Annotated in this window: 15 protein-coding genes; 9 read left to right on the top strand and 6 right to left on the bottom strand. The window is 71.8% G+C overall.

Annotated features, from left to right (window positions below):
- Positions 1-119 precede the first annotated feature (119 nt).
- The gene (locus tag KCH48_RS10695) at positions 120-1,226 is read right to left on the bottom strand and encodes a PadR family transcriptional regulator (protein ID WP_210572432.1); all 1,107 of its coding nucleotides are present in this window, start codon (positions 1,224-1,226) and stop codon (positions 120-122) included.
- 1 nt (position 1,227) lies between these two features.
- Positions 1,228-2,229 (bottom strand): DUF4097 family beta strand repeat-containing protein, encoded by a 1,002-nt coding sequence (locus tag KCH48_RS10700; protein WP_210572433.1) that lies wholly within the window; start codon positions 2,227-2,229, stop codon positions 1,228-1,230.
- A gap of 146 nt (positions 2,230-2,375) precedes the next feature.
- On the opposite strand from KCH48_RS10700, the gene KCH48_RS10705 reads away from it, so the two are divergent.
- A complete protein-coding gene (locus KCH48_RS10705; protein ID WP_210572434.1) occupies positions 2,376-3,209 on the top strand; it encodes a hypothetical protein in 834 nt (277 codons plus the stop codon).
- A 30-nt stretch (positions 3,210-3,239) separates the two neighbouring features.
- Here KCH48_RS10705 and KCH48_RS10710 read toward each other — a convergent pair whose 3' ends face one another.
- Entirely contained in the window at positions 3,240-3,419 is a 180-nt protein-coding gene (locus KCH48_RS10710) for a DUF6104 family protein (RefSeq protein ID WP_210572436.1), read from the bottom strand.
- A 240-nt stretch (positions 3,420-3,659) separates the two neighbouring features.
- Here KCH48_RS10710 and KCH48_RS10715 point away from each other — a divergent pair, with 240 nt between their 5' ends.
- The 8 genes from KCH48_RS10715 to fxsT all read left to right on the top strand — a co-directional run bounded on the left by KCH48_RS10715 (position 3,660) and on the right by fxsT (position 16,859).
- The gene (locus KCH48_RS10715; RefSeq protein ID WP_210572438.1) at positions 3,660-4,106 is read left to right on the top strand and encodes a CU044_2847 family protein; all 447 of its coding nucleotides are present in this window, start codon (positions 3,660-3,662) and stop codon (positions 4,104-4,106) included.
- Positions 4,103-6,205, top strand: coding sequence for a trypsin-like peptidase domain-containing protein (locus KCH48_RS10720; RefSeq protein WP_246885116.1), 2,103 nt, complete (start codon positions 4,103-4,105; stop codon positions 6,203-6,205). Before KCH48_RS10715 ends, KCH48_RS10720 begins: the two co-directional genes overlap by 4 nt.
- 111 nt (positions 6,206-6,316) lie before the next feature.
- A complete protein-coding gene (locus tag KCH48_RS10725) occupies positions 6,317-7,339 on the top strand; it encodes a MoxR family ATPase (RefSeq protein WP_210572440.1) in 1,023 nt (340 codons plus the stop codon).
- A 7-nt stretch (positions 7,340-7,346) separates the two neighbouring features.
- On the top strand, positions 7,347-10,703 hold the full coding sequence (locus KCH48_RS10730) for an SAV_2336 N-terminal domain-related protein (protein ID WP_374104667.1): 3,357 nt from the start codon (positions 7,347-7,349) through the stop codon (positions 10,701-10,703).
- A gap of 26 nt (positions 10,704-10,729) precedes the next feature.
- Positions 10,730-10,909, top strand: coding sequence for an FxSxx-COOH cyclophane-containing RiPP peptide (fxsA, locus tag KCH48_RS10735; protein ID WP_210572442.1), 180 nt, complete (start codon positions 10,730-10,732; stop codon positions 10,907-10,909).
- Between the two features lie 169 nt (positions 10,910-11,078).
- The gene (locus KCH48_RS10740) at positions 11,079-12,269 is read left to right on the top strand and encodes an FxsB family cyclophane-forming radical SAM/SPASM peptide maturase (protein ID WP_210572444.1); all 1,191 of its coding nucleotides are present in this window, start codon (positions 11,079-11,081) and stop codon (positions 12,267-12,269) included.
- The gene (locus tag KCH48_RS10745; RefSeq protein ID WP_210572957.1) at positions 12,269-13,720 is read left to right on the top strand and encodes an HEXXH motif-containing putative peptide modification protein; all 1,452 of its coding nucleotides are present in this window, start codon (positions 12,269-12,271) and stop codon (positions 13,718-13,720) included. The genes KCH48_RS10740 and KCH48_RS10745 overlap by 1 nt, the downstream gene beginning before the upstream one ends.
- A gap of 130 nt (positions 13,721-13,850) precedes the next feature.
- Positions 13,851-16,859: an FxSxx-COOH system tetratricopeptide repeat protein gene (fxsT, locus tag KCH48_RS10750; protein ID WP_210572445.1), complete on the top strand. Its 3,009-nt coding sequence runs from the start codon at positions 13,851-13,853 to the stop codon at positions 16,857-16,859.
- A 129-nt stretch (positions 16,860-16,988) separates the two neighbouring features.
- Here the strand turns inward: fxsT and KCH48_RS10755 are convergent, their stop codons facing one another.
- From KCH48_RS10755 to KCH48_RS10765, 3 genes are all read right to left on the bottom strand, one after another.
- Positions 16,989-20,762: a multifunctional oxoglutarate decarboxylase/oxoglutarate dehydrogenase thiamine pyrophosphate-binding subunit/dihydrolipoyllysine-residue succinyltransferase subunit gene (locus KCH48_RS10755; RefSeq protein ID WP_210572447.1), complete on the bottom strand. Its 3,774-nt coding sequence runs from the start codon at positions 20,760-20,762 to the stop codon at positions 16,989-16,991.
- Between the two features lie 281 nt (positions 20,763-21,043).
- A complete protein-coding gene (locus KCH48_RS10760) occupies positions 21,044-22,150 on the bottom strand; it encodes an ATP-binding protein (protein ID WP_210572449.1) in 1,107 nt (368 codons plus the stop codon).
- A complete protein-coding gene (locus KCH48_RS10765) occupies positions 22,147-22,887 on the bottom strand; it encodes a response regulator transcription factor (protein ID WP_210572451.1) in 741 nt (246 codons plus the stop codon). The genes KCH48_RS10760 and KCH48_RS10765 overlap by 4 nt, the downstream gene beginning before the upstream one ends.
- Positions 22,888-22,901 lie beyond the last annotated feature (14 nt).

Genomic DNA, 22,901 nt, shown 5'->3' on the forward strand with positions numbered 1-22,901 from the left:
GGGGCGGCCCGGCGTGGAGAGCGCCGGGCCGGGCCGGGTGGGGCCGGGCGATCAAAGAGGGGCGTTTCCTTCGGCAGTGCGGCTGGTCCCGGTCGCCGCACTGCCGTACGCGCGTGAGGTCACCCCTTCGGTGTCCGCAGCAGCGCCCCGATATGTGCCGCCGCCGTCGACAAGTGGCGGCGGGTGTCGCGGAGTTGGTCGGCCGTGACGCCATGGTCGCGGGCCGCGTCGCGGATGTCGTCGCGGAAGCGGTCCAGCAGACGGTCGAGGTCGCGGGCCGGGTCGCCGGTGGGGGCCTCGTGGGCCCAGGAGGGTTCGAAGTCGGCCGGGAAGTCCTCCGGGGTGTCGGAGTACTCCGGCTCGGCGGGCTCCGACTTGGCGGACTCTGACTTGCCGGGCCCCGACTTGGCGGACTCCGATGTGGCGGTGCCGGTCCGGCCGAAACCGAAGTCCCTGCCGAACTCCTTGCCGTAGTCCTTCCCGAACTCGCCGAACTCCTTGGCCAGTTCCGTCAGGCCCTCGCGCACGCCCGTCGGCCAGTCGCCCCGCGCGAAGTGGTCCTGCACCTGCTCCTGGACCCGTCGGGCGATGCGCTGCACCTCTTCCTGGGCCTGCGCCCGGGCCCGGTCCTGGGCCTCCTTGGCCTGGCGCCGGGCCCGCTGGGCCTCCTCGCGGGCCCGGCGGCTCTCGTCCTTGGCCCGCCTGGCCTGCTCCTTCCACTCCTGCTTGACGCGACGCATCTCCTCCTTGGCCGCGCGCCAGGACTCGTTGTCCGCGTAGTCCGCGAAGTCGCCGAGCGGGCCGTCCTGTTCGACGTGTGCCTGGGTGCCGGTGCCCCGGCGGGCCTCGCTCGCCGCCGCTCGCATCTCGCGCCGCAGGTCGCCCGCCGCGCCGCGCACATCGGCCTGGATCTCGGCGGCGAGTTCCGCGACGGACTCCCGGATCTCCAGCTCCAGGTCGGCCAGTTCACCGCTGCGGTCGGCCAGTTCGGCGCGGCCCGCGTCCGTGATGGCGTACACCTTGCGGCCGCCCTCGGTGGTGTGGGTGACCAGGCCCTCGGCCTCCAGCTTGGCCAGGCGCGGGTAGACGGTGCCCGCCGAGGGGGCGTACAGGCCCTGGAAGCGGTCTTCTAGGAGCCGGATCACCTCGTAGCCGTGGCGCGGTGATTCGTCCAGCAGCTTCAGCAGGTAGAGGCGGAGGCGGCCGTGGGCGAAGACGGGAGGCATGTCAGAGCACCTTCTTGTCGGTCGTGCCGTCGGTCGGGGCGCCGGTGGCGCCGGCGCCCGGACCGGAAACGGAATTGTCCCCCGAGTCATCGTGTGGACGGTCCGCCGGGGTGCTCTGCTGCCCGTTCGCCGGGGCGTCGTCCCTCGGGACGTCCGCCGGTGCGGCCGGTGTGTCCCACGGCTCTTCCTCCTCGTCCTCCCTCGGCGGGCGGGGCAGCAGCGCGATGGAGCCGGAGACGGTGGTCGCACGCAGCTTGCCGTTGCCCGGGCCGAGGCGGCCGGTGATCTTGTGGGCGCCCCACTGGCCGTGGACGCGGAGTCCTTCGAAGGCGTTGGAGATCGTCCCGCTCGCGGTGTTCGCCTCGACCTCGGCGTCCGCCCGCTGCGGCAGCCGGATGGCGATCTCGCCGGAGACGCTGGTCAGCCGTACGTCGGTGGGGCCCTCGGGGTCCAGGTCGACGATCATGGAGCCGCTGACCGAGTCGGCACGCACGGAGGAACCCGAGCCCTCGACCACGGTGAGGTCGCCGGAGACCGAGTTGAAGCGCAGATCGCCGGTGACGGCCTGGGCCTCCAGATTCCCGGAGACCGTGTCCGCGCGGACCGGGCCGGAGAGCCGGACGAGGGCGGTGTCGCCGTGGACGCCCTTCACCACCGAAGGCCCGTCGATCCCCGAGACGACCGCGCCCGCGCCGACCACCCCCACCTCCACGCGTGTGGACGCCGGAACGGCCAGGGAGACCACGGCACTGCGGCGCCAGCCCTTGCGGTCCAGCCACTTGAGGAAGCCCTTCCAGGGCAGGTCGTCGTACGCCACCGTCAGCGTGCCGTCCTGCTGGGTGACCATCAGGGGCGGGCCCTCGATCTCGGAGACCTCCAGGCGGGCGGAACCCTCGTCCGTCCCCACGACGTTCACCGTTCCGTTGACGATGCGCACATGGAGCTCGCTCACCGGCTCGTCGAAGGTGAGCTTCCGGGGCTCGGTGACGGACCACTCGGACATGGTGCAGACCTCCTCGCGGCGACGCGTCATATCGCGTCTCTTGCTATTCAAGATATATCGCGGATGAGGAAAGTCAAGACACTCGTTCTGGGGATGCATGCGCCCTCAAAATGCCTAAACGGAGCGAATCGGCCTAACGTGTGATCATGTCGACGGAAGCCTCCCGTACCGCTCCCGCGCCGGGTGCCCTGCTGCTCTGCCGGGCGGAGCCCCAGTCCGTCGGCCCCGCCGCCCAGCTGCTGCACGAGCGCATGCTGCTCACCCCGGCCGGCGCGGAGTGGAGCGTTCTGGTCCCTGAGGGCACGCCGTGGCTGCGCGGCGGTGAACCCGTCGACCGCGTCGTCACCGGTTGGGCCACCGCCCTGGCCGTGGGCGCCCCCTGGCCCGTTCTCGCCGTCTGGTGGGACGCCGACCGCAGCGGCTTCACCCTCGCGTCCGGCTTCCGCCGCCCAGTCGGCTACGACTGGCTCAGCAAGGGCATGCCGGCCGGCGAGGACGAGGCCATGCGTACCTTCGCCGCCCGTCTCGGGCTCGACCCGGTGCTGGACATGCAGGCCCTGGACGCCCTGACGAAACCGGACTCCGCCGCCGACGCGCGCGCACGCGTGCGTGGCCTGCTCGCGGTCCTCACGCGCGCGGGAGTGGCCCTTCCCGACGGCATCGCCCCCGGCGAACCCGCCGACCGGCTGAGCGAGGCGGCCCGCGCCCACCCCCAGGCGCGGATCGTGGAGTGGCCGGGCGGGCGCGAGGCCGTGCGGGCTGGATTGGCTGCCGTCGATCGCGGCCCTCTGGGTCCCTGGCTGCCCTGGTCCGGCGGCCCCAGGGCCCGCACCCTCGCCTTCGCGCAGGTGGCGGTGGGGCTCCCGCTGACGGTCTGGGGTGTACGGCGGCGCAGTGGCGGCTGGGTCGTTGCGGGGGCGCTGCTCGTCGCACACGGCGCGTTCGGGCTGACGTACGAACTCATCCGCCCGCGCGACTGACCGCCGCGAGCCCGGCGGCCCCGGAAACGCCTACTCGTCGTCCTCGTCGTCCAGCCGTGCGAGCCACGTCGCCAGCCGCTCCACCGGCACCTCGAAGTCCGGGTTCAGGTCGACGAACGTCCGCAGCTGTTCGGCGAGCCACTCGAAGGAGATCTCATCCTGGCCGCGCCGCTTTTCCAGCTCCTCGATGCCGCGGTCGGTGAAGTACATGGGTCGCGCTCCGTCGGTTCATGCAGGGATAGGACCCCTCCCGAACGGGAAGGACCCAGTCTCTGTGGGATGAAGAGGTGAGGTCTTCCCGTGAGGGAAGCCGGAATCAAAAGGATAGGCGCAGGGAGGCGGCGTCCCGCAGGCCACCGCCGCGTTCCCTCGCGCCGTCGGTACCCCGGGGCTAGCCTGCGGTCACGGGAACCACGGGAACCACGGGGACACGGGGGAACGGGGAACGCCATGGGTCAGGACGTCACACGGGTCGCGCGGATCGCGTTACCGGACGGGACGCCGGTGTGGGCGCGGATTTCGGGGGCCGAGGAAATGGCCGCGCCGCCGGGGGAGCTGTCGTACAAGGACACCGGATTCGTCGACCGGGTGGAGGCGAGCGTCGAGAGCCTGCACACGCTCGTCACGGGAGTCGCCCAGTCACTGGCCGACCCGCTGCGTGCGGTCCGGCCCGACGAGGTGAGCGTCGAGTTCGGTATCGAGCTGACCGCCAAGGCCGGCAAGGTTGTGGGGCTGCTCGCGGACGGTGAGGCCAAGGCCGCCATCACGGTCACCCTCACCTGGAACGGTGGCCCGCCGGATCTCGATCCGCCGGGCGGCGCGGCGCGCGCGGGCGCGTCAACCGGCGCCCCGGTGCAAGGGGGCGCCGACGACGCGGCGGCCGGGGGCGGAGCATGACGGACGGGCACGCGGGGGGCGCATCGGCCGACTGGAATGACGCCCATGATGCGCTGCGTGACCTCGTCATGGCGGCCACCGTGCGCATTCATCGCACAGGTGTCGGGTATGCCGTGGACGAACCCGGCAGCTTTCTCGGCAGCGGCTTCTTCATCGCCCCGAACTGGGTTCTGACCTGCGCACACGTGGCACACGGAGGGGACGGGGGTGACATCGCGGTGGTCTATGAATCCCGGACGGACGAAGGCCCGTCCGCCGTCCCCGGCGAGGTCGTGGCCACGCTTCCGGACTGCCACGCCCCCTTCGGATCCGGCAACTGGCCTGCTCCCGACCTCGCGCTCGTCAAACTCCGCGAACCCGTCGACCACGAGTGCGTCTACGTCTCCGAGCGGCCGGGCGCCTATTTCGGCAGAGGCAGCGTCTTCTACGCCGGCTGGACCGTGCTGGGAGAGGAGTTACAGGTCCTGGATGGGGTCCTGACGGTCGAGGGCACCATCGGCGGCCGGTCCGCGAGCACGCAACTGCGCCTGGGCGGCAACGACGTACCGCACGGAGTCTCGGGCGGTCCCCTGATCGACCCGGTGCGCGGTGAGGTCATCGGCGTCCTGAAGTCCCGGACGACCCACAGGGCGGGCGGCACCTCCACGGGCATCGAGCAGTTGCGCAGGCTGCGCGTGCCGGAGGAGGCGGTGCGCACCGAGGACGACGACCTGTACCACGCCGTTTTCCATGCTCACGACCGCTACCACCGGGACCGGCAGCGCCAGTCGGACTCCGGTCGCGACACCTGGGCCGATGTGCAGAGCCGGCTCGGCGCCCGGCCCGGCCGCACGCTCAGCCCGGGGGAACGGACTCAACTGCTGGGCCGGCTCGCGGATCTCCCGCCACCGGTCAGCACCGGCAGCCTGCTCGACATCCTCGGGTCCCTGCCGGAAGCCGGGGCCCTCACCCGGCTCCAGCCCGCGCCACGGGCCTGGCGCGACGGACTCGGTGCTCTGTACGAGAGCTCCCGTGACGACAGCGCGCGCGAGCTCCTGCTGGACTACGCGATGCGCGTCATGTCCGCCCAGCCGCCGCATCCCACGCCCAGCCCGCAGGACGCCGCCGAACAGGCACTGTGGGACTGGGTGCGGCAGGCCGCGGAGGACCTCAGCACCGGGTACCGCAACAACCTCAAACGACGGCGGGAGGACCGGCTCCGGACGCGTCGGCTCCCCGGCGTCGCGCCGGCGGAGCACGCGCGCACACCGGCCGTCGATCCCGCGCGCCGGCCGTCCGCCCTCCTGGAACTGGAGCAGCGGGGCTGGGCGCGGGACAGCTGCGACTGGCGGCTGTCCGTGGTCCGTTCCGACGGTGAGGTGACACGCCTGCCCGAGGCCGAGGGCACCCCGCTACCCGAACTCCCGGCCAAGATCGCCGTTCACCTCGAAGAGGCCTTCCGTCAGTGCGACGAACCCGGCAGCCCCGGGGTCCTCCAGGTGGCCCTGCCCTACGCGCTGCTCGACCTGGCCGTGGACGAGTGGCGACTGCGGCCGGGGGAGCCCACGCTGGGTGCGCAGCGGCCCGTCGTCGTGCGCTGTGCCGACCATGACCGGCTGCCGGCGGAGGGCGGATGGGGTGCCTTCGGCGCGGAGCGCGACGAGGCCGACGAGGAGGCCGGGGCCCGCTGGCGCTGGCTCCACGCGCGCCCGGTGGTGGCCGAGATCCTCGACTGCGACGACGGGGTGCGCAGCCCCGTGCCCACCGTGGCAGGGCTGCGCCGCCTGTCGCCCGACACCGTCCCGGTGCTCTGCCGCTTCGGCGACGACCCGTCCGACGACGACGCGATCGCGCGGATCGTGCTCGGCGGCTTCGGCGTGGCCCTGTGGCGACGCCGGCAGGGCCGGCCGGGCGCCGTCTGCGGGCCGTTCCACCGCGGGGCAAAGGGCACGGTCGCCGGCATGAGCACCGCGGGCAGCCTCCCCGGGCTCGTGCACGATCTGCGGGTGAGGCTCAACGCGCGTCGTGCGGAGGCCTATTGGGCCAACGGGATAGTCCTGCTCTACGACGATCCGCAACACCCCCTGCCGGGCGCCGGCGATCTGCTGGAGGCGCCTTGACGCATCCTCGCCGGTGTGCCTTCCGGCCTCTTACCAGGCCCCCTGAGGGTCGATACCGTGAAGCACGTTCGACGGCTGCCGTGGTGGACGAGTGACGACGAGGACCGGACCATGACCGAATCCAGTGAGTGGCTCATCTACCGGGGCGCCGGCGAACCCCACGACGGGATCGACCGGTTGCCCGCCCCGCCTCCCTGGCGTGACTTCTCCAGCCGGGACACGGCCTCGGAAGGCGGCGGGTCCGAGAACCGCAGGCTGGGTGCGCACCGGCACCTGGCGGAACTGCACCGGCCGGGCGCCGAGGAACTCGAGATGATCAACGCGGCGCTCTATCTGCGCCGCCCCCTGCTGGTCACCGGAAGCCCCGGCACGGGCAAGAGCACGCTGGCCCACTCGGTGGCGTACGAACTGGGCCTCGGTGACGTCCTGCGCTGGTCCATCGTCAGCCGCTCCTCGCTGCAGGACGGCCTGTACCACTACGACGCCATCGCCCGCCTCCAGGACGTGCAGATCGCCGCGCAGGGAGGATTCGGGTCGGCGGCCGGTTCCCCGGGCGCGGTCGAGGGCATCGGCGGTTACATCCGGCTCGGCCCCCTCGGTACCGCGTTGCTGCCCTCGGACACCCCGCGCGTACTGCTCATCGACGAGCTGGACAAGAGCGACATCGACCTGCCGAACGACCTGCTCAACGTGCTGGAGGAGGGCGAGTTCGAGATACCCGAACTGCAGCGCATAGCCGACCGGTTACCGGACGGCGAGGCGGAGGTGCTCACCGCCGACGGCACCAAGGTCCGCGTCCGTGACGGCCGGGTGCGCTGCCGCGCCTTCCCCTTCGTGGTCCTCACCAGCAACGGAGAGCGCGACTTCCCCGCCCCCCTGATGCGCAGGTGCATCCACCTGGAACTCGGACACCCCGACCACAGCCGGCTGGCCACCTTCGTACGCGCTCATCTCGGCGACGAGGCGGCACGCGCGGGCGACGACCTGATCAGCCGGTTCCTGGAACGCTCCCGCAGTGAACTCCTGGCCACCGACCAGCTGTTGAACGCGATCTTCCTCACGGACGCGGCCGCGCCGCCCAGCCGTGACCGCCTTGCCGAACTGCTCATCCAGCGACTCGACCGCCCGAGGTGAGGTGCTGATGCCCGACGCGGCGGCGCGGCACGGTCCCCTCTCCCCCGGCCCGGACTCCGAGGCCGGCCGGTCCGGCGGGCCCATGGGCGACCCGATCGCCGAACTGGTCCTCCGGCTGCGGGAGATCGGGCTCGACCCCGACGTCGAGCAGCTCAGTGACGCCCTGTGGCTGGCCGACCGGATCCGGCCCGCGAACACCGAGGACGCGGGGGAGGCGCCCACCGGCTCCGGCACGATGCCGGTGCCGTCCGACGGCCGGCCGCCCGGCCGGGAACCGGGCACCGTGTCGCCCGAGGAGCCGGGCCCCGCCCTCGTCGTGCCGCCGGAACCACGACCGCAGGACGTCGGTTCCGGCCGGAGCGTGACGCTGTACCCGGTGCCGAGGGGCGGGCCACGGCGGATCGGGGGACCGGGGCGGGTGACGGCTCTGCCGGTGGGGGTGCCCATGGCCCCCGCCCTGCCGTCCCAGCTCGAACTCCAGCGCGCATTGCGGCCGTTGCAGGCCTACCGCAGCGCCGCTCCGCCGCTGCGCACGGAGCTCGACGAAGCAGCGACAGCGGACCTCAGCGCACGGGCCGGCGGCCTCGTCCTGCCCGTCCACCGGGCCGTGATCCGGGGGGACGCGCGGCTGCAACTGGTGCTGGACGCCTCTCCCTCGATGCGCGTGTGGGAGCAGCTGTTCGGCGAACTGAAGCAGGTCTTCGGCCAGTTGGGCGCCTTCGGCGACATCCAGCTCAGCCACCTCCACGAGGGCCCGGACGGAGAACCGGTCGTCGGCCGCAGCCCCGACGCGTCCGCGGCGCCGCTGCACACCGTGGAGAGGCTGAGCGACCCGACGGGGCGGCGGATCACCCTCCTGGTCAGCGACTGCGCCGGCCCGCTGTGGCGCAGCGGCCAAGCCCACCGACTGCTCCACCACCTCTCCCGGCAGGCACCGGCCGCGGTGCTCCAGCCCCTGCCGCAGCGCCTCTGGAACCGCACTCGACTCCCGGTGACATACGGGGAGTTGACGCGTGGGGCGACGCTGGGCGGCGCCGCCGCACTGCGGGTGCGATCGTCGGCCGGCGCCCCTGAGGGCGCGCTACCGGTGCCTGTGCTGCCGCCCGAGCCGGTCGCGCTCGGTGCCTGGGCGCGGTTGCTTTCCGGCACCGGGGCCGGGCCGGTGGCGGGTGCGGTGGGCTGGGTGCGCCCCGACCATCAGCCCGCCCGGGGGCCGCGCCCGGGCCCGTCGCGGACGCCGGTGGAGCGGGTCAGCAGGTTTCGCTCCACCGCCTCCCCGGCGGCCGGCCGGCTCGCCGTCTATCTGGCCGCGGCTCCGCTCTGCCTGCCGGTGATGCAGCTGGTCCAGCGGACCATGCTGCCGGACTCGGGGCCGTCCGAGCTCGCCGAGGTCCTGCTCAGCGGCCTTCTCTCACGGGCCCGGGAGGACTACGGGGACGACGGCGCCCAGTGGTACGAGATGGAGCCGGACGCGCAGGAGGCGCTGCTGTCGACGCTGGGCCGGGACGAGGCCGTGCTGGTCCTCAAGCACTGCTCCGAGTACATCGAGCACCGCTTCGGCAAGGGCGGCCCCAACTTTCCCGCGCTGGCCCTGGCGCAACTCGGCAACGGCGGTTCGGGACGCCCGTACGCCCCCGGCGGCGGGCAGTCCGCGGACGGCGACAGCGGCACGGCGCCCCTGGTGCCGCAGCCCTTCGCGGAAGTGGCCGTCCGGGTCCTGGAACGGTTCATGCCGCTGCCCGAGCAGCTGAGGCTCTTCGGCACCCGCCCCGGCCAGGGACACGCCGGGGAGCGGCCGACGCACGAGGCGGTGATCCGGGCCCGTGAGCTGCTCGCCCGGTTCGACCGCGAGGGCATGGTGCAGGACCTCATCGACGCCGTGCACATGCTGCGCGGGGCCGCCGAACACGAGCAGCCGCCCGGCGCGGACCCGGAGCTGTGGGCCGAGTACGCGCGCTGCGCGCTGCGGCTGTGGGAGGTGCAGGGCGCCGCCGAACTGCTTCAGGAGGCAGAGACGGCGGCCGAGCGTGCCGTCGCCCATCCGCACGCGGTGCACGAACGGGCCGTACTGGCACGGGTCCTGCACGCGGCCGCCACCGACCGCAGGCGCCGCGGTGACGCGCGCGGCGCGCTCGACCTGCTGCGCCGCGCCGACCGCGAGTACGCCGTGGCCTGCGCGGCGCCCGGCCTGGACCAGAACGAGGCGCTGCGGCTCACCCTGGAGCGCGTGGACGCCCTCGGGGCGCAGTGGCGCCTGGGCAGCGACAGCGCGCTCCTGCAGACCGCGGTGGGCATGCTGGAGGCGTTCGTCGACGTCTGGCCCGACCGCGGCGGCCGGCCGGCCGAACTCCCGCTGGCGCACGGCCGTGTGCTGCTGCGCCTGTCGGAGTCGACGACCGACCCCGAGCAGGCTCGTGGCTACGCCGAGCAGAGTGCGCAATCACTGCGCGACGCGCTGGAGAGCGGGACCGTCGAACCGGTGCGGGAGCGGGTACGTGTCCACCTCGACCTGCTCGACGCGCTGCTGAGGTCGGGCGGATCGCTGGACGAGGCGCGGGAGCGGGTCGAGGCGGCACTGGGACTCGCCCGCGAACGCGGCCTGCGGGCCGAGTTGCTGGTGCGCTCCGGACGGATCGCCGTGGCCCGGTACGACGAGTCGCGCGAACCGCGTGAGCTGCGCGAGGCCGCCGGCCGCTTCGAACAGGCCGCCCGCGGAATGCCGCGCGACGCCCCCGCTCACGCGGAGGTGCTCGCCGAGTGGGGCGGAGTGCTGCTGCGGCTGGCGGGACTGGAGAGTGGGGCGCGGGCGCAGGAGGACCTGTCCCGGGCGATCAAGGTTCTGCGGGACTGCCGCATGGAGACCCACGAGGGCGGTCGGCAGGTCGCTCACCGGCTGCTGCTGCTCGGCCAGGCGGTGATGCTGCGGTACCGGTCCCGGGGCGACCGGGTCGATCTCCGGGAGGCCGAGCACCTCTTCGGGCTCGCCGCCGCGGAGGCCGACGATCCGTTGCTGGCCGCCCGGTGCCGACTGGAGCTCGGGCGGGCCCAGTACGAGGCGTACCGGAGCCTGGGCCGCCCCAGGCGGCTCGACGACGCGGTCGACGCGTTCCGGGCGGCCGCCGAGCGCGCCCGGGAGGCGGAGCCGCTGGCGCAGACGGCCCGCCGGCGTCAGGAAGCCGTGGAACTCGGCGCGCAGGCACACCACTGGCGGGGTATGTCCTACGAAGCGGCGGCGCGCCCCCGGGCCGCCCGTGAGGCATACCGGGCGGCACGCGGGCAGTGGTCGAAGCTACCGTCCGACAGCCTGAGCACGAGTCCGCCGACGGCACGGGACACGGGCGAGCGGCTGGCGGAGCTGGATTGAGCGCGGCGAGGGGAGAGGAACCGGGTATGGACGCACGGGAGAAAGCCGGGCCTGAGGCCGGCGAGCCACTGCCGGATGTGCTGGGACTGGACCTGGAGGAGCTGAGGACCTCTCAGAATCCGGTGCTGCGTGAGGTGCTGGCGGATCTGCGGGAGCGGTCGCTGCGCCCGAAGGAGATGCTCTGGGGGTGGAACAACTCCTTCTGAGTGCGTCCCGAGTGCGTCTGACACTCGACGCGCGTCACGTCAGTTTCAGTCGAGTTGTTTACCGAATCGGTCAGAATCGAACAGTCGGCGTTTCGGGCACGACGCCGTACGGGAAACCGATCCGTGCGGCCGGGGTCGTGGCGCGAGCAGACGACATGGGGGTGCTGGTGTGTCCGGAGAGCTCCTTCCCGGTCCGGCGCCCGAACACCCCGTCCCCTTCCGGCAGTTCGTGGTGAAGGTCCACGGACGCTGCAACCTCGCCTGCCGGTACTGCTACCTCTACGCGGGCCCGGACCACAGCTGGCGCACCCGGTCCGCCGCCGCCTCCCCCGAGGTGCTGGACCGCGCCGCGTCCCGTATCGCGGAGCACGCGCGCACCCACGACCTGGCCGCCCTCTCCCTGGTCCTGCACGGCGGAGAGCCGCTGCTGGCGGGCGCGGCCACGCTCGGCCGGTTCACCACCGAGGTCCGCGACCGGGTCCCGGCCGGGTGCACGGTCCGGGCCACCGTCCAGACCAACGCCACCCTGCTGACCGAGCACCGGCTGGCCGTCCTGGCCCGGCACCGCGTCAGCGTCGGCATCAGCCTCGACGGTGGCCTCGCCGCGCACAACGCACGGCGTGTCGACCACGCGGGGCGCCCGTCCTGGCCCGCCGCCGCACGCGGGGCGCGTCTGGTCGCCGAGCGCTTCCCGCGGTCGTACGCCGGAATCCTTGCGGTCGTCGACCCCACCCAGGACCCCGTGGAGACCTACGAATCGCTCCTCGTCCTGCGTCCACCGGCCGTGGATCTGCTGCTGCCGCACGGGAACTGGTCGGCTCCGCCACCTCACTGGGACCGCACGGGGACGGTGTACGGCGACTGGCTGTGCGCCGTCTTCGACCGCTGGTGGCAAGCCGGGCGGCGGGAAACACGGGTGCGGCTCTTCGAGGAGTGCATCGCGCTGCTGCTCGGGCTGCCCGCGGCCACGGAGTCGCTGGGGCTCGCGCCCCTCGACGCCGTGGTGGTCGAGACGGACGGGTCGATCGAGCAGGTGGACTCCCTGAAATCGGCCTATGACGGCGCTGCCCGGACCGGCCTCGACGTCTTCCGGCACACCTTCGACGACGCCCTGCGGCATCCGGGCGTGGCCGCCCGCCAGGCGGGCACGGCGGCACTCGCCGGACAGTGCCGGGCCTGCCCGCTCGTGACGGTCTGCGGAGGCGGCCACTACGCCCACCGGTACGGGGCGGAGCACGGTTTCCGGAACCCGTCCGTGTACTGCGCCGACCAGCAGCGGTTCATTCGCCATGTGGCCACAAGGCTCGCCGGGGAGACAGCCGCGGCCGTCCCGGCCTCTGCCGAAGGGGGCAGCCCGTGATCCTCCCGCAGGTCCCGGACCGGGCTCTGGCCGAGCTCGGCCGCACGGAAAGCGGCACCGGCACACTCGCCCTGCTCGTGCGTGACCAGGACACCCGACGGCTGCTCCTGCTGCGGGCCGTGCTCGACGCGGCCGACGCGGCTGATCCGGCGGTGTGTTCCGCCGCGCAGAAAGCGCGCCTGAGGGACGACTGGGCGCTGCTGGCGGAGGCGGACCGTGCCGCGCCGGCCGGCCGGCTCGGCGGCGAGGCCACCGAGGGCGACGCCGTCTCCCCGGCGCGTGCCCTGCTGCTCCAGCCGCTGACCGGGCCGTGGGCGGTGAGCTGCCTGCGCGGCCTGGCTCCCGGGGCGGGACCCGCCGACGACGAGCGCATACGTGAACTGAGGCGCGCCCTGGCCCACTTCGGCGCGCTCGTCACGGTGGCCGCCGCACGCGCCGGGATCCCCGTCACCACGCGGCTGACCGCCCGGGACGGCGTGCTCACCCTGCCGTCCCTCGGAGCGCTGCACACCGCGGGATCCGGCGACGTGTCCGTCGAAGTGGACGCTCGCGACGGCCGCCTGACCTTGCGGCAGACCGACGCTCCCGATGTGGTCGTGTTCCTGGAGAGCCGCTTCGGCGCCTGGTCCGGAGCGCCGGCCTGGACACCGGCGCACGCGCTGCCCGGGCTGACGTCCGGCGCCGCGCCCATGCCCCTGGACGACCTCGACCCCTATCGCGCCGTGCGCGGCGGACCCCGCCATCACACCCTGAGCGGACCGACCACGCTGGACGACGTGGAGCGCAAACGGTGGCTGCAGGCCTGGTCGGGGACCGCCGCCGCGCTGCGCTCGGGCGGCGGGCACCGGCTGACGGAGGCGCTGGCGCTGCTGCGGTGCCTGGTCCCGCTGGAGATGCCGCCGGGCGCGGACGGACGCGGCGGTTGCAGCGCGACTCGGCGCGAGGCGTTCGGCGCCCTGCTGAGCAGCACCCCGCCCTCCCCGGTGGCCTTCGCCGGGACACTCGTCCACGAACTGCAGCACGCGAAGCTCGCGGCGCTGAGCGACATGGTGACACTGCATCAATCGGCTGCGGACGCACGGTACTTCGCACCCTGGCGCCCCGATCCCCGCCCGTACGACGGTCTGTTGCAGGGCGCCTACGCACACCTCGGGCTCGCGGACTTCTTCCAGCGCCGAGCGCTCACCGGGGAACCGGCGCACCGGGACTCCGCATGGGCCCAGCACGCGCGCTACCGCGCCCAGGTCGGTGCGGTCCTCCCGGCACTCGTCGGATCACCGCATCTCACCGTGCGCGGACGCCAGTTCGTCGACGAGATGGTCGCCGCCCACGAACGTATGGCCGCACACCCCGCGCCCCGCGGCCACACCGCCCGCGCACAGGCGTACCTGAAATCCGCACGCACCCTGTGGACGCAGCGTCAGTCCACGTCGCTGCCGCCAAATGGCTGAGAATACCCGCGTGGGACCGTCCGCTACGGAAAGATCGTCGGGCCTGGGTGTCTTTCGCGGGTGCACCTCACTTACCAGCGATGCCCCGAGGTTCTAGGATTTTTGTGGACTACGCGCTGGAGGCCGCTGCATGTCTGGAGCTCGTACGCCGGTCGGGTCGACCGAGGGGGAGGCGGCGAAACAGACCGTCACGATCAGCTTCGCCGGGTTCAACCGGGCCTGGGCCGCCTGGATCGGTGACCGGCTGGAGCGCAGAGGGCTGCGCGTGGTGTACCAGCGCTGGGACTCCCCGGCCGAGGTCCCGCTCGTGGACCTGCTGCGCGGCCTGAAGCTGGCCGAGGGCCGCATCCTCGTCATCGTCAGTGAGTGGTACTTCCAGTTGGGGCCACGCAGCCGCGAGGAGTGGAACGAGGCGCTGGAGGAGGTGGTGGCCCCCGACCCGTCCCGCTTCGCGGCCGTCTCGGTCACCACGGCGTCCGTGCCTCCCGCCGCCGCCGTACTGGCCCCTGTCGAGCTGATCAACATGGGCGCCGACGAAGCCGAGCGACGACTCCTCGACCGCCTGGGGCTGCCGTCCGACCCCGTCCCGGAGCGGGCCGCCGCGCGCCGCGCCCCCCGCTTCCCGGCGTCCATGCCCGAGGTGTGGGGCCAGGTACCCCGCCGCAACACCCGGTTCACGGGACGCGAGTCGCTCCTCAACGAGGCCTACCACCTCTTGCAGAACGCGTCCTCCGGCGCCGGTGTGGTGACCTTCCACGGCATGTCCGGGGTGGGCAAGACCCAGCTCGCCGCCGAGTACGTCTACCGCTTCAACTCCGAGTACGACGTCGTCTGGTGGGTCAACTCCGAGAGCCGCGCCACCTACCGCCGCCTGCTGGCCGAACTCGCCCCCCGGCTGGGACTGAACACCGGCCAGGAGTACGGCGAGCGGCTGCGTGCCGTCCGCGACGCCCTGCGCCGCGGTGACCCGCACGCCCGATGGCTGCTGATCCTGGACGGTGCCGACGAGCCCGATCAGATCTGGGACATGGTGCCGACGGGCCCGGGACACGTGATCATCACCTCCCGCAACCCCGAGTGGAGCGAGCACAACAGCATGCTGCTGCCGGTGCCGGTCTACGAACGGTTCGAGTCGGTCGCCTTCCTGCGCCGCCGTGCGCCCAGGCTGTCGGAGCCGGAGGCCGACCAGCTGGCGGAGGCCCTGGAGGACCTTCCGCTGCTGCTGGACCAGACCGCCGGCTGGCTGAACGACTCGGACCTGTCGGTGGAGGAGTACATCGGGCTGCTGGAGGGCGGTGTCGACCAGGACGTGGTGAAGGTGTCCGCGGACTTCCCCCTCGCCTTCCAGACCGCCTGGTCGATACTGCTGAACAAACTCCGCGAGACCGTTCCGGAGTCCGTCGACCTGCTGCGCCTGTGCACCTTCTTCGCGCCCGGCTTCATCCCCGTACGCCTGCTGCGGGAGATGCGCAGCGACGACCTGCCGGAACAGATCGCCGGACTGCTCGACGACCCGCTGCTGTGGAACAAGGCGATCAACCAGCTGCGCCAGTACTCGGTGGTCCGCCTGGAGTCCCACGAGGCCACCGGCGACGAGGGAACCTCCTCCGGCGACTCGGTCTATCTGCACCGCATGGTCCACCAGATCGTCCACAAGGACATGCCGGAAGGGGACCGGGAGGAGTTCGTCGACGTGGTCCGGCGGGCCCTGGTGGCCGCCGACCCACGCAGGCCCACCGACACCCGCCTGTGGCCGGGGTACGCGGAGATCGTGCCGCACCTCAAATACGCGGACGTCCTCAACAGCCGGGACCCGGGCGTCCAGGGCCTGGTGCTCAACTGCCTGCGGTACATGTACTTCTCCGGTGAGTACGCGGCCGGTATCAAACTCGGCGGGCGCGCTCTGGAGGCCTGGCGCCGGCTGCTGGGGGAGAGCCACCCGCGGATCTGGGAGCTGTCCTTCCACTACGTCAACGTGCTGCGCGCGACCGGCGAGTACGCCCGTACGGAGGCCCTCAACCGCGCTGCCGTCGAGTATCTGCGGGAGGAACGGGGACCGCAGGACCTGGACCACTTGCGAGCCGCCAGCGGACTCGCGGCGGACCTGCGCGGCCTCGGCCGTTACGACGAGGCGCTGGAACTCAACCGCTGGGTGCTGACCGCCTACAAGGAACTCCTCGGCGACCAGGACTCCCGCACGCTCAACGCGCGCAACAACGTGGCCGTCTCCCTGCGGCTGCTGGGCGCCTACGGCGAGGCGCTCGACCTCGACCGGCAGGTCATGGAGGCGAGGCGGACGGCGCTGAAGGGGCGTCACCCGTGGACCCTCGACTCCCAGATCTCCTACGCCACCGACCTGCGGCTGCTCGGCCGCTACGGCGAGGCGGAGTCGGTCCAGGCGCAGAGCGTCCGGGAGAACCGCATCACCATGGGCGAGACCAACCCGCAGACCCTGAAAGCGGAGTACAACCTCGCGCTGTGCCACTACCGCAACGGTGACCGGGGGCAGGCCGGGAAGCTCTTGACCAGCGTCCTGGAGCGCGGTGAGCGGGTGATGGGCGAGACCCACCCGTGGACCCTGATGTTCGGCTGCGCGCAGAGTTGCTTCGCGCGGGAGAACGGCGACATCGACCAGGCACGCGAGCTGAGCGAGGCCATCGTGGCCCGCTACGAGCTGATGTTCGCCGAGGGGCACCCGTTCATCGCCGGGGCACGCGCCAATCAGGCGCTGATCCTCAGGAACGTGGGCGAACGGGAGCACAGCCACGTCCTCATCGAGCAGGCGCTGGCCGAGATGACCCAGGCGGTCGGTCCTGACCACCCCTGGACGCTGGGCAGCGCCGTCAACACCTCGGCCCTGCGCAACCTCATCGGCGACACCGAGGGCGCCGCCGCACTCAGCAGGGACACGGTCACCCGCGCCGCCGGGACACTCGGACGCACCCACCCGCTCACCCTGTCGGCGCGTATCGCGCACGCCGCCGACCTCCGTGGGCTACGAGAGCGCCGACAGGCGGAGAAGGTCGAGCAGGAGGCACTCTCGGACCTCGAGGCGACACTGGGCCGGCAGCACGTCCACACCATCTCGGCCCGTTCCCGCAACCGTCCGTACTGGGACTTCGAACCCCAGACCACATGACGCCAGACCACATGACGGGTGACGGGTAGCAGAACCCAGAACCGACGCCGAAGGGCCCGGCCCCGGAGAAACTCCGGAACCGGGCCCTTCGCCGTGTGCCGTCGTGCGCGCCGTCCGCGAGGACGAGGACTACGCCTCGAACACCTCACGCACCAACTGCTCCTGCTCCGCTTGGTGCCGCTTCGCGGAGCCGACCGCCGGGGACGAGCCGTGCGGGCGCGAGATGCGCCGCAGGCGCTCGCCGTGCGGGATGTCGGCGCCGACCGCGAGGTCCAGGTGGTCGATCAGGTTGAGGGCGATGAACGGCCAGGCACCCTGGTTCGCCGGCTCCTCCTGGGCCCACAGGTACTTCTCGGCGTTCGAGTACTTGGCGATCTCGGCCTGGAGCTCGGCACCCGGCAGCGGGTACAGCCGCTCGATGCGGATGATCGCCGTGTCGGTGGCGCCGCGCTTCTGACGCTCCGCCTCCAGGTCGTAGTACAGCTTGCCCGCCACGAAGACGACCTTGCGGACCGCTGACGGATCCACGCTCGCGTCGCCGATGACCGGGCGGAACTGACCCGACGTGAACTCCTCCGTCTTCGACGCGGCGGCCTTGAGGCGCAGCATCGACTTCGGCGTGAAGACCACCAGCGGCTTGTGGTGCGGGTTGTGCACCTGCCACCGCAGGAGGTGGAAGTAGTTCGACGGGAGCGTCGGCATCGCGACCGTCATGTTGTTCTGGGCGCAGAGCTGGAGGAAGCGCTCGACGCGGGCCGAGGAGTGGTCCGGGCCCTGGCCCTCGTAGCCGTGGGGGAGGAGCAGCGTCACGCCGCTCGTCTGGCCCCACTTCTGCTCCGCCGCCGAGATGTACTCGTCCACGATCGTCTGGGCGCCGTTGACGAAATCGCCGAACTGCGCCTCCCACATCACCAGCGCCTCGGGACGGGCCAGCGAGTAGCCGTACTCGAAGCCCATGACCGCGTATTCGGACAGCAGGGAGTTGTAGACGTTGTACCGCGCCTGGTCCTCGGCGAGGTACTGCAGCGGGGTGTACTCCTCGCCCGTCTGACGGTCGATGAGCACCGCGTGGCGCTGGCCGAAGGTGCCCCGCTGGGAGTCCTGGCCGGACAGGCGGACCGGGGTGCCCTCCAGCAGGAGGGAGCCGACCGCGAGGGTCTCGCCCATGCCCCAGTCGATCGTGCCGTCCTCGACCATCGCCGCCCGGCGCTGCAACTGCGGCAGCAGACGCGGGTGGACGTTGAAGGTGTCCGGGATGTTGACCTGGGACTCGGCGATCCGCTTCACGACCTCCGTGGAGATCGCGGTGCCCACGGCGACCGGGAAGTCGGCCTGCGGGTCCGACACCGGAGCCGCGGCCGGCTGCGAGATCGCCTCACGGACCTCCGTGAAGACCTTCTCCAACTGGCCCTGGTAGTCCTGCAGCGCCTGCTCGGCTTCTTCCAGGGTGATGTCGCCGCGACCGATGAGGGACTCGGTGTAGAGCTTGCGCACCGAGCGCTTCTTGTCGATCAGGTCGTACATCAGCGGCTGGGTGAAGGCCGGGTTGTCCGACTCGTTGTGACCGCGGCGGCGGTAGCAGATGAGGTCGATCACCACGTCCTTGTTGAACGCCTGGCGGAACTCGAAGGCCAGCCGCGCGACGCGCACGCAGGCCTCCGGGTCGTCGCCGTTCACGTGGAAGATCGGGGCCTCGATCATGCGCGCCACGTCGGTGGCGTACATCGACGAGCGGGACGACTCCGGCGCGGCGGTGAAGCCCACCTGGTTGTTGATGACGACGTGGACCGTGCCGCCGGTGCGGTAGCCGCGCAGCTGCGACATGTTCAGGGTCTCGGCCACCACGCCCTGGCCCGCGAAGGCCGCGTCGCCGTGGATCGCCACGGGCAGGACCGTGAAGTCCGTGCCGCCCTTGTTGATGATGTCCTGCTTGGCGCGGGAGATGCCCTCGATGACCGGGTCGACCGTCTCCAGGTGGGACGGGTTCGCGGCCAGCGAGACCTTGATCTGCTCGCCGTCCAGGCCCGTGAACGTGCCCTCGGCGCCCAGGTGGTACTTCACGTCGCCGGAGCCGTGCATCGACTTCGGGTCGAGGTTGCCCTCGAACTCGCGGAAGATCTGGGCGTACGACTTGCCGACGATGTTCGCCAGGACGTTCAGCCGGCCGCGGTGGGCCATGCCGATGACGACCTCGTCCAGGCGGGACTCGGCGGCCGAGTCCAGCACCGCGTCGAGCAGCGGGATGACGGACTCGCCGCCCTCCAGGGAGAAGCGCTTCTGGCCGACGTACTTCGTCTGCAGGAAGGTCTCGAAGGCCTCCGCGGCGTTCAGCCGGCGCAGGATGCGCAGCTGCTCCTCGCGCTCCGGCTTGGTGTGGCCGCGCTCGACCCGGTCCTGGATCCACTTGCGCTGCTTCGGGTCCTGGATGTGCATGAACTCGATGCCGGTGGTGCGGCAGTACGAGTCACGCAGCACGCCGAGGATTTCGCGCAGCTTCATCATCGACTTGCCGGCGAAGCCGCCGACGGCGAACTCGCGCTCCAGGTCCCACAGGGTGAGGCCGTGCTCGACGATGTCGAGGTCGGGGTGCTTGCGCTGGCGGTACTCCAGCGGGTCGGTGTCGGCCATGACGTGGCCGCGGACCCGGTAGGAGTGGATCAGCTCGAAGACGCGGGCGGCCTTGGTGACGTCGTCGTCGTGCGAGGCGTCGATGTCCTTGAGCCAGCGGACCGGCTCGTAGGGGATGCGCAGCGACTCGAAGATCTCGTCGTAGAAGCCGCTCTCGCCGAGGAGCAGGTTGGCGACGGAGCGCAGGAACTCGCCGGAGGCCGCGCCCTGGATCACCCGGTGGTCATACGTCGACGTGAGCGTCATGACCTTGGAGATGCCGAGCTTGTTCAGCGTGTCCTGGGAGGTGCCCTGGAACTCCGCCGGGTAGTCCATGGAGCCGACGCCCATGATGACCGACTGACCGGGCATCAGACGGGGGACCGAGTGGACGGTGCCGAGGCCACCGGGGTTGGTCAGCGAGACCGTGACACCGGTGAAATCGTCCATCGTCAGCTTGTTGTCGCGGGCGCGACGGACGATGTCCTCGTAGGCCTGCCAGAACTCGAAGAAGTTCAGCGTCTCGGCCTTCTTGATGGCCGCGACGACCAGCTGGCGGTCGCCGTTCGGCTTCACCAGGTCGATGGCGAGGCCGAGGTTGATGTGCGCCGGCTTGACCAGCGTCGGCTTGCCGTCCTTCTCGCCGAACGCGTAGTTCATCGACGGCATGGCCTTGATGGCCTGCACCATCGCGTAGCCGATCAGGTGCGTGAAGGAGATCTTCCCGCCCCGGGCGCGCTTGAGGTGGTTGTTGATGACGATGCGGTTGTCGAACAGCAGCTTCACCGGGACCGCGCGCACGGACGTGGCCGTGGGCAGCTCCAGCGAGGCGTTCATGTTCTTGGCGACCGCGGCGGAGGGGCCGCGCAGCGTCACGTACTCCGGGCCGTCGGGGGCCTGGGTCGCGGGCGCGGCCTTGGGGGCGGCGGCCGCGGGCTTGGCGGGCGCCTTCGCCGGGGCGGGAGCCGCGGCGGCGGGCTTCGGGGCCGCGGGCGCCGGAGCCGGGGCGGCGGGAGCGGCCGGTGCGGCCGGGGTCTGCGCCGGCTGAGCCGTGGTGGTGGTGCCCGCGGCCCCCGCGGCCGCGGTACCCGCCGGAGCCGACGGGGCGGCGGCCCCGGGCTTGTAGTCGGCGAAGAAGTCCCACCAGGCGCGGTCTACGGAATTCGGGTCCTGGAGGTACTGCTGATAGATCTCGTCGACGAGCCACTCGTTCGGCCCGAACGCGGCCGCGGGGTTCTTCCCCGCTTGGTCGGTGTCGGTCGAGATGCTCGAGTTACTGGGGGACTGTGGCGACACGGCGGCAACCGCCCTCTTCCGCTTCACAAGGTGATGGACAGCGGGAATCAAGGCTACGCCCCCATGGCCGCGAAGGTCAGTCCGGGCCTGCCCATCGTCGTGTAAGTCACACTGAACCGCGTGTTTCGGTGGTGGAAATGGCGGGAAACAAGCGTGGTTCCGGTGCGGAAGGGATGACTCGGTCCCGACCCGGCGCGATCACAGCGCGGGCCTCTGCCTGATCACACGCGTCCCGCAGCGGGGACCGACGTGGATCTTGTGGCTCCGGTTCGAACTTTACGTCAACTTTGCATGGAAGGCTCGCCCGGAAGGGTGATCAGAATCCGGCAACCCCGCTGGGATTCGGCCACGCCGATCCGGCCGCCGTGCAGATCCACCGCCCAGCGGGCGATCGCCAGGCCCAGCCCCGTGCCACCGTCGCTGCCGGGTCCGTGCGGGCGGTTCACGGCTCCCCGGTTGAACCGCTCGAACACGCGGTGCCACTCCGACCTGGGGATACCGGGCCCCTCGTCGAGGACCTCCAGCTCCAGCGACTCGGGGTAGTTCCCGCGCCGGGCCTTCACCGTCACCCGGCCGTGCGGCGGGCTGTGCTTGACCGCGTTGTCGATCAGGTTGGCGACGACCTGGTGGATCCGCTCGGGGTCGGCGTGCGCGGTCAGCTCCGGCGGGGAGACGTCGAGGTGCAGATGGACGTCCGTACGGGTGTGGGTGCCGGATCCGGACGCGATGCCCGCGCGAACCGGGGCGACCATGTTGGCTTCCTTGAGCACGCCCGACAGATACGGCCACACCTCGAAACGCCGCTTCTTCAGCGGTACGACGCCGTTGTCGAGCCGGGACAGGTCGAGCAGGGTCTCCACCAGCCGCCCGAGCCGCTCCGTCTGCTTCAGGGCCGTCCGCATGGTCTCCGGGTCGGCCTCGGTGACGCCGTCGACGATGTTCTCCAGGACCGCGCGCAGGCCCGCGATCGGCGTCCGCAGCTCGTGCGAGACATTCGCCACCAGCTCCTTGCGCTGGCGCTCCTGCTCCCCCAGCTCGTCGGCCATGGCATTGATCGTCTCGGCCAGATCTCCCAGCTCGTCACGCCGGTTGTCCCGCACCCGGCGCGTGTAGTCGCCCTGCGCGATGGACCGGGCCACCGCGTTCATCTCGTCCAGCGGCGCGGTCAGCGAGTGGGCCACGAACTGCGTGATCAGCAGGGTGGCGATCATCGAGAAGACCGTGATGAAGCGCAGCTCGGTCTCGGTGCGCATCGCGATCATCATCAGACCGGTGGTGATCAGGACCGAGATGACGACGAGCGCGCCCAGCTTGGTCTTGATCGAGAACGGACGTACGCCGCCCCAGGGTTGCCCGGGGCCTCTGCGCGGGGCAGGCCCGTCGGTCATGGCGTCGGCGTCTCCAGCGCATAGCCCACGCCGTGCACCGTCCGGATCCGCTCGGCACCGATCTTCCGCCGCAGCGCCTTGATGTGGCTGTCGACGGTCCGGGTGCCGGAGGCGTCCGCCCAGTCCCACACCTCGGCGAGCAGCTGCTCACGGGAGAGCACCGCGCGCGGGGTGTTCGCCAGGCAGACCAGCAGATCGAACTCGGTGGGCGTGAGATGCACGTCCTCGGACCTGACCCGCACCCGGCGCTGCGCGTGGTCGATCTCCAGCTCACCGAGGCGCAGGATGCCGCTGCGCGGCGTGGAGGCGGCGACCGCGGCCCGCTCCACCCGGCGCAGCAGTACGTGCACCCGGGCGGCCAGCTCCCGCATGGAGAACGGCTTGGTCATGTAGTCGTCGGCACCGACGCCGAGCCCGACCAGCATGTCCGTCTCGTCGTCACGTGCCGTGAGCATCAGCACCGGCACCGGCCGCGCGGCCTGCACGCGCCGGCAGACCTCCAGGCCGTCGAAGCCCGGCAGCATGATGTCGAGGATCAGCAGGTCCGGCTGCCAGGCCTCGGCCGTGTCGACGGCGGCCGGGCCGTCGCCCGCCGTCTGTACGAGAAATCCTTCGGCACGCAGGCGGGTGGCGATGGCGTCCACGATCGTGGGGTCGTCCTCGACCACCAGCACCCGGCGCTGTGCGCCCGGGGTGGCCGTCGCCGTGCCGTTGTGGGAGGTGTGTGTCTGCTCCATCGCCCGCCCCTGAA

Source organism: Streptomyces sp. GESEQ-4 (assembly GCF_017948455.1).
GTDB lineage: Bacteria > Actinomycetota > Actinomycetes > Streptomycetales > Streptomycetaceae > Streptomyces.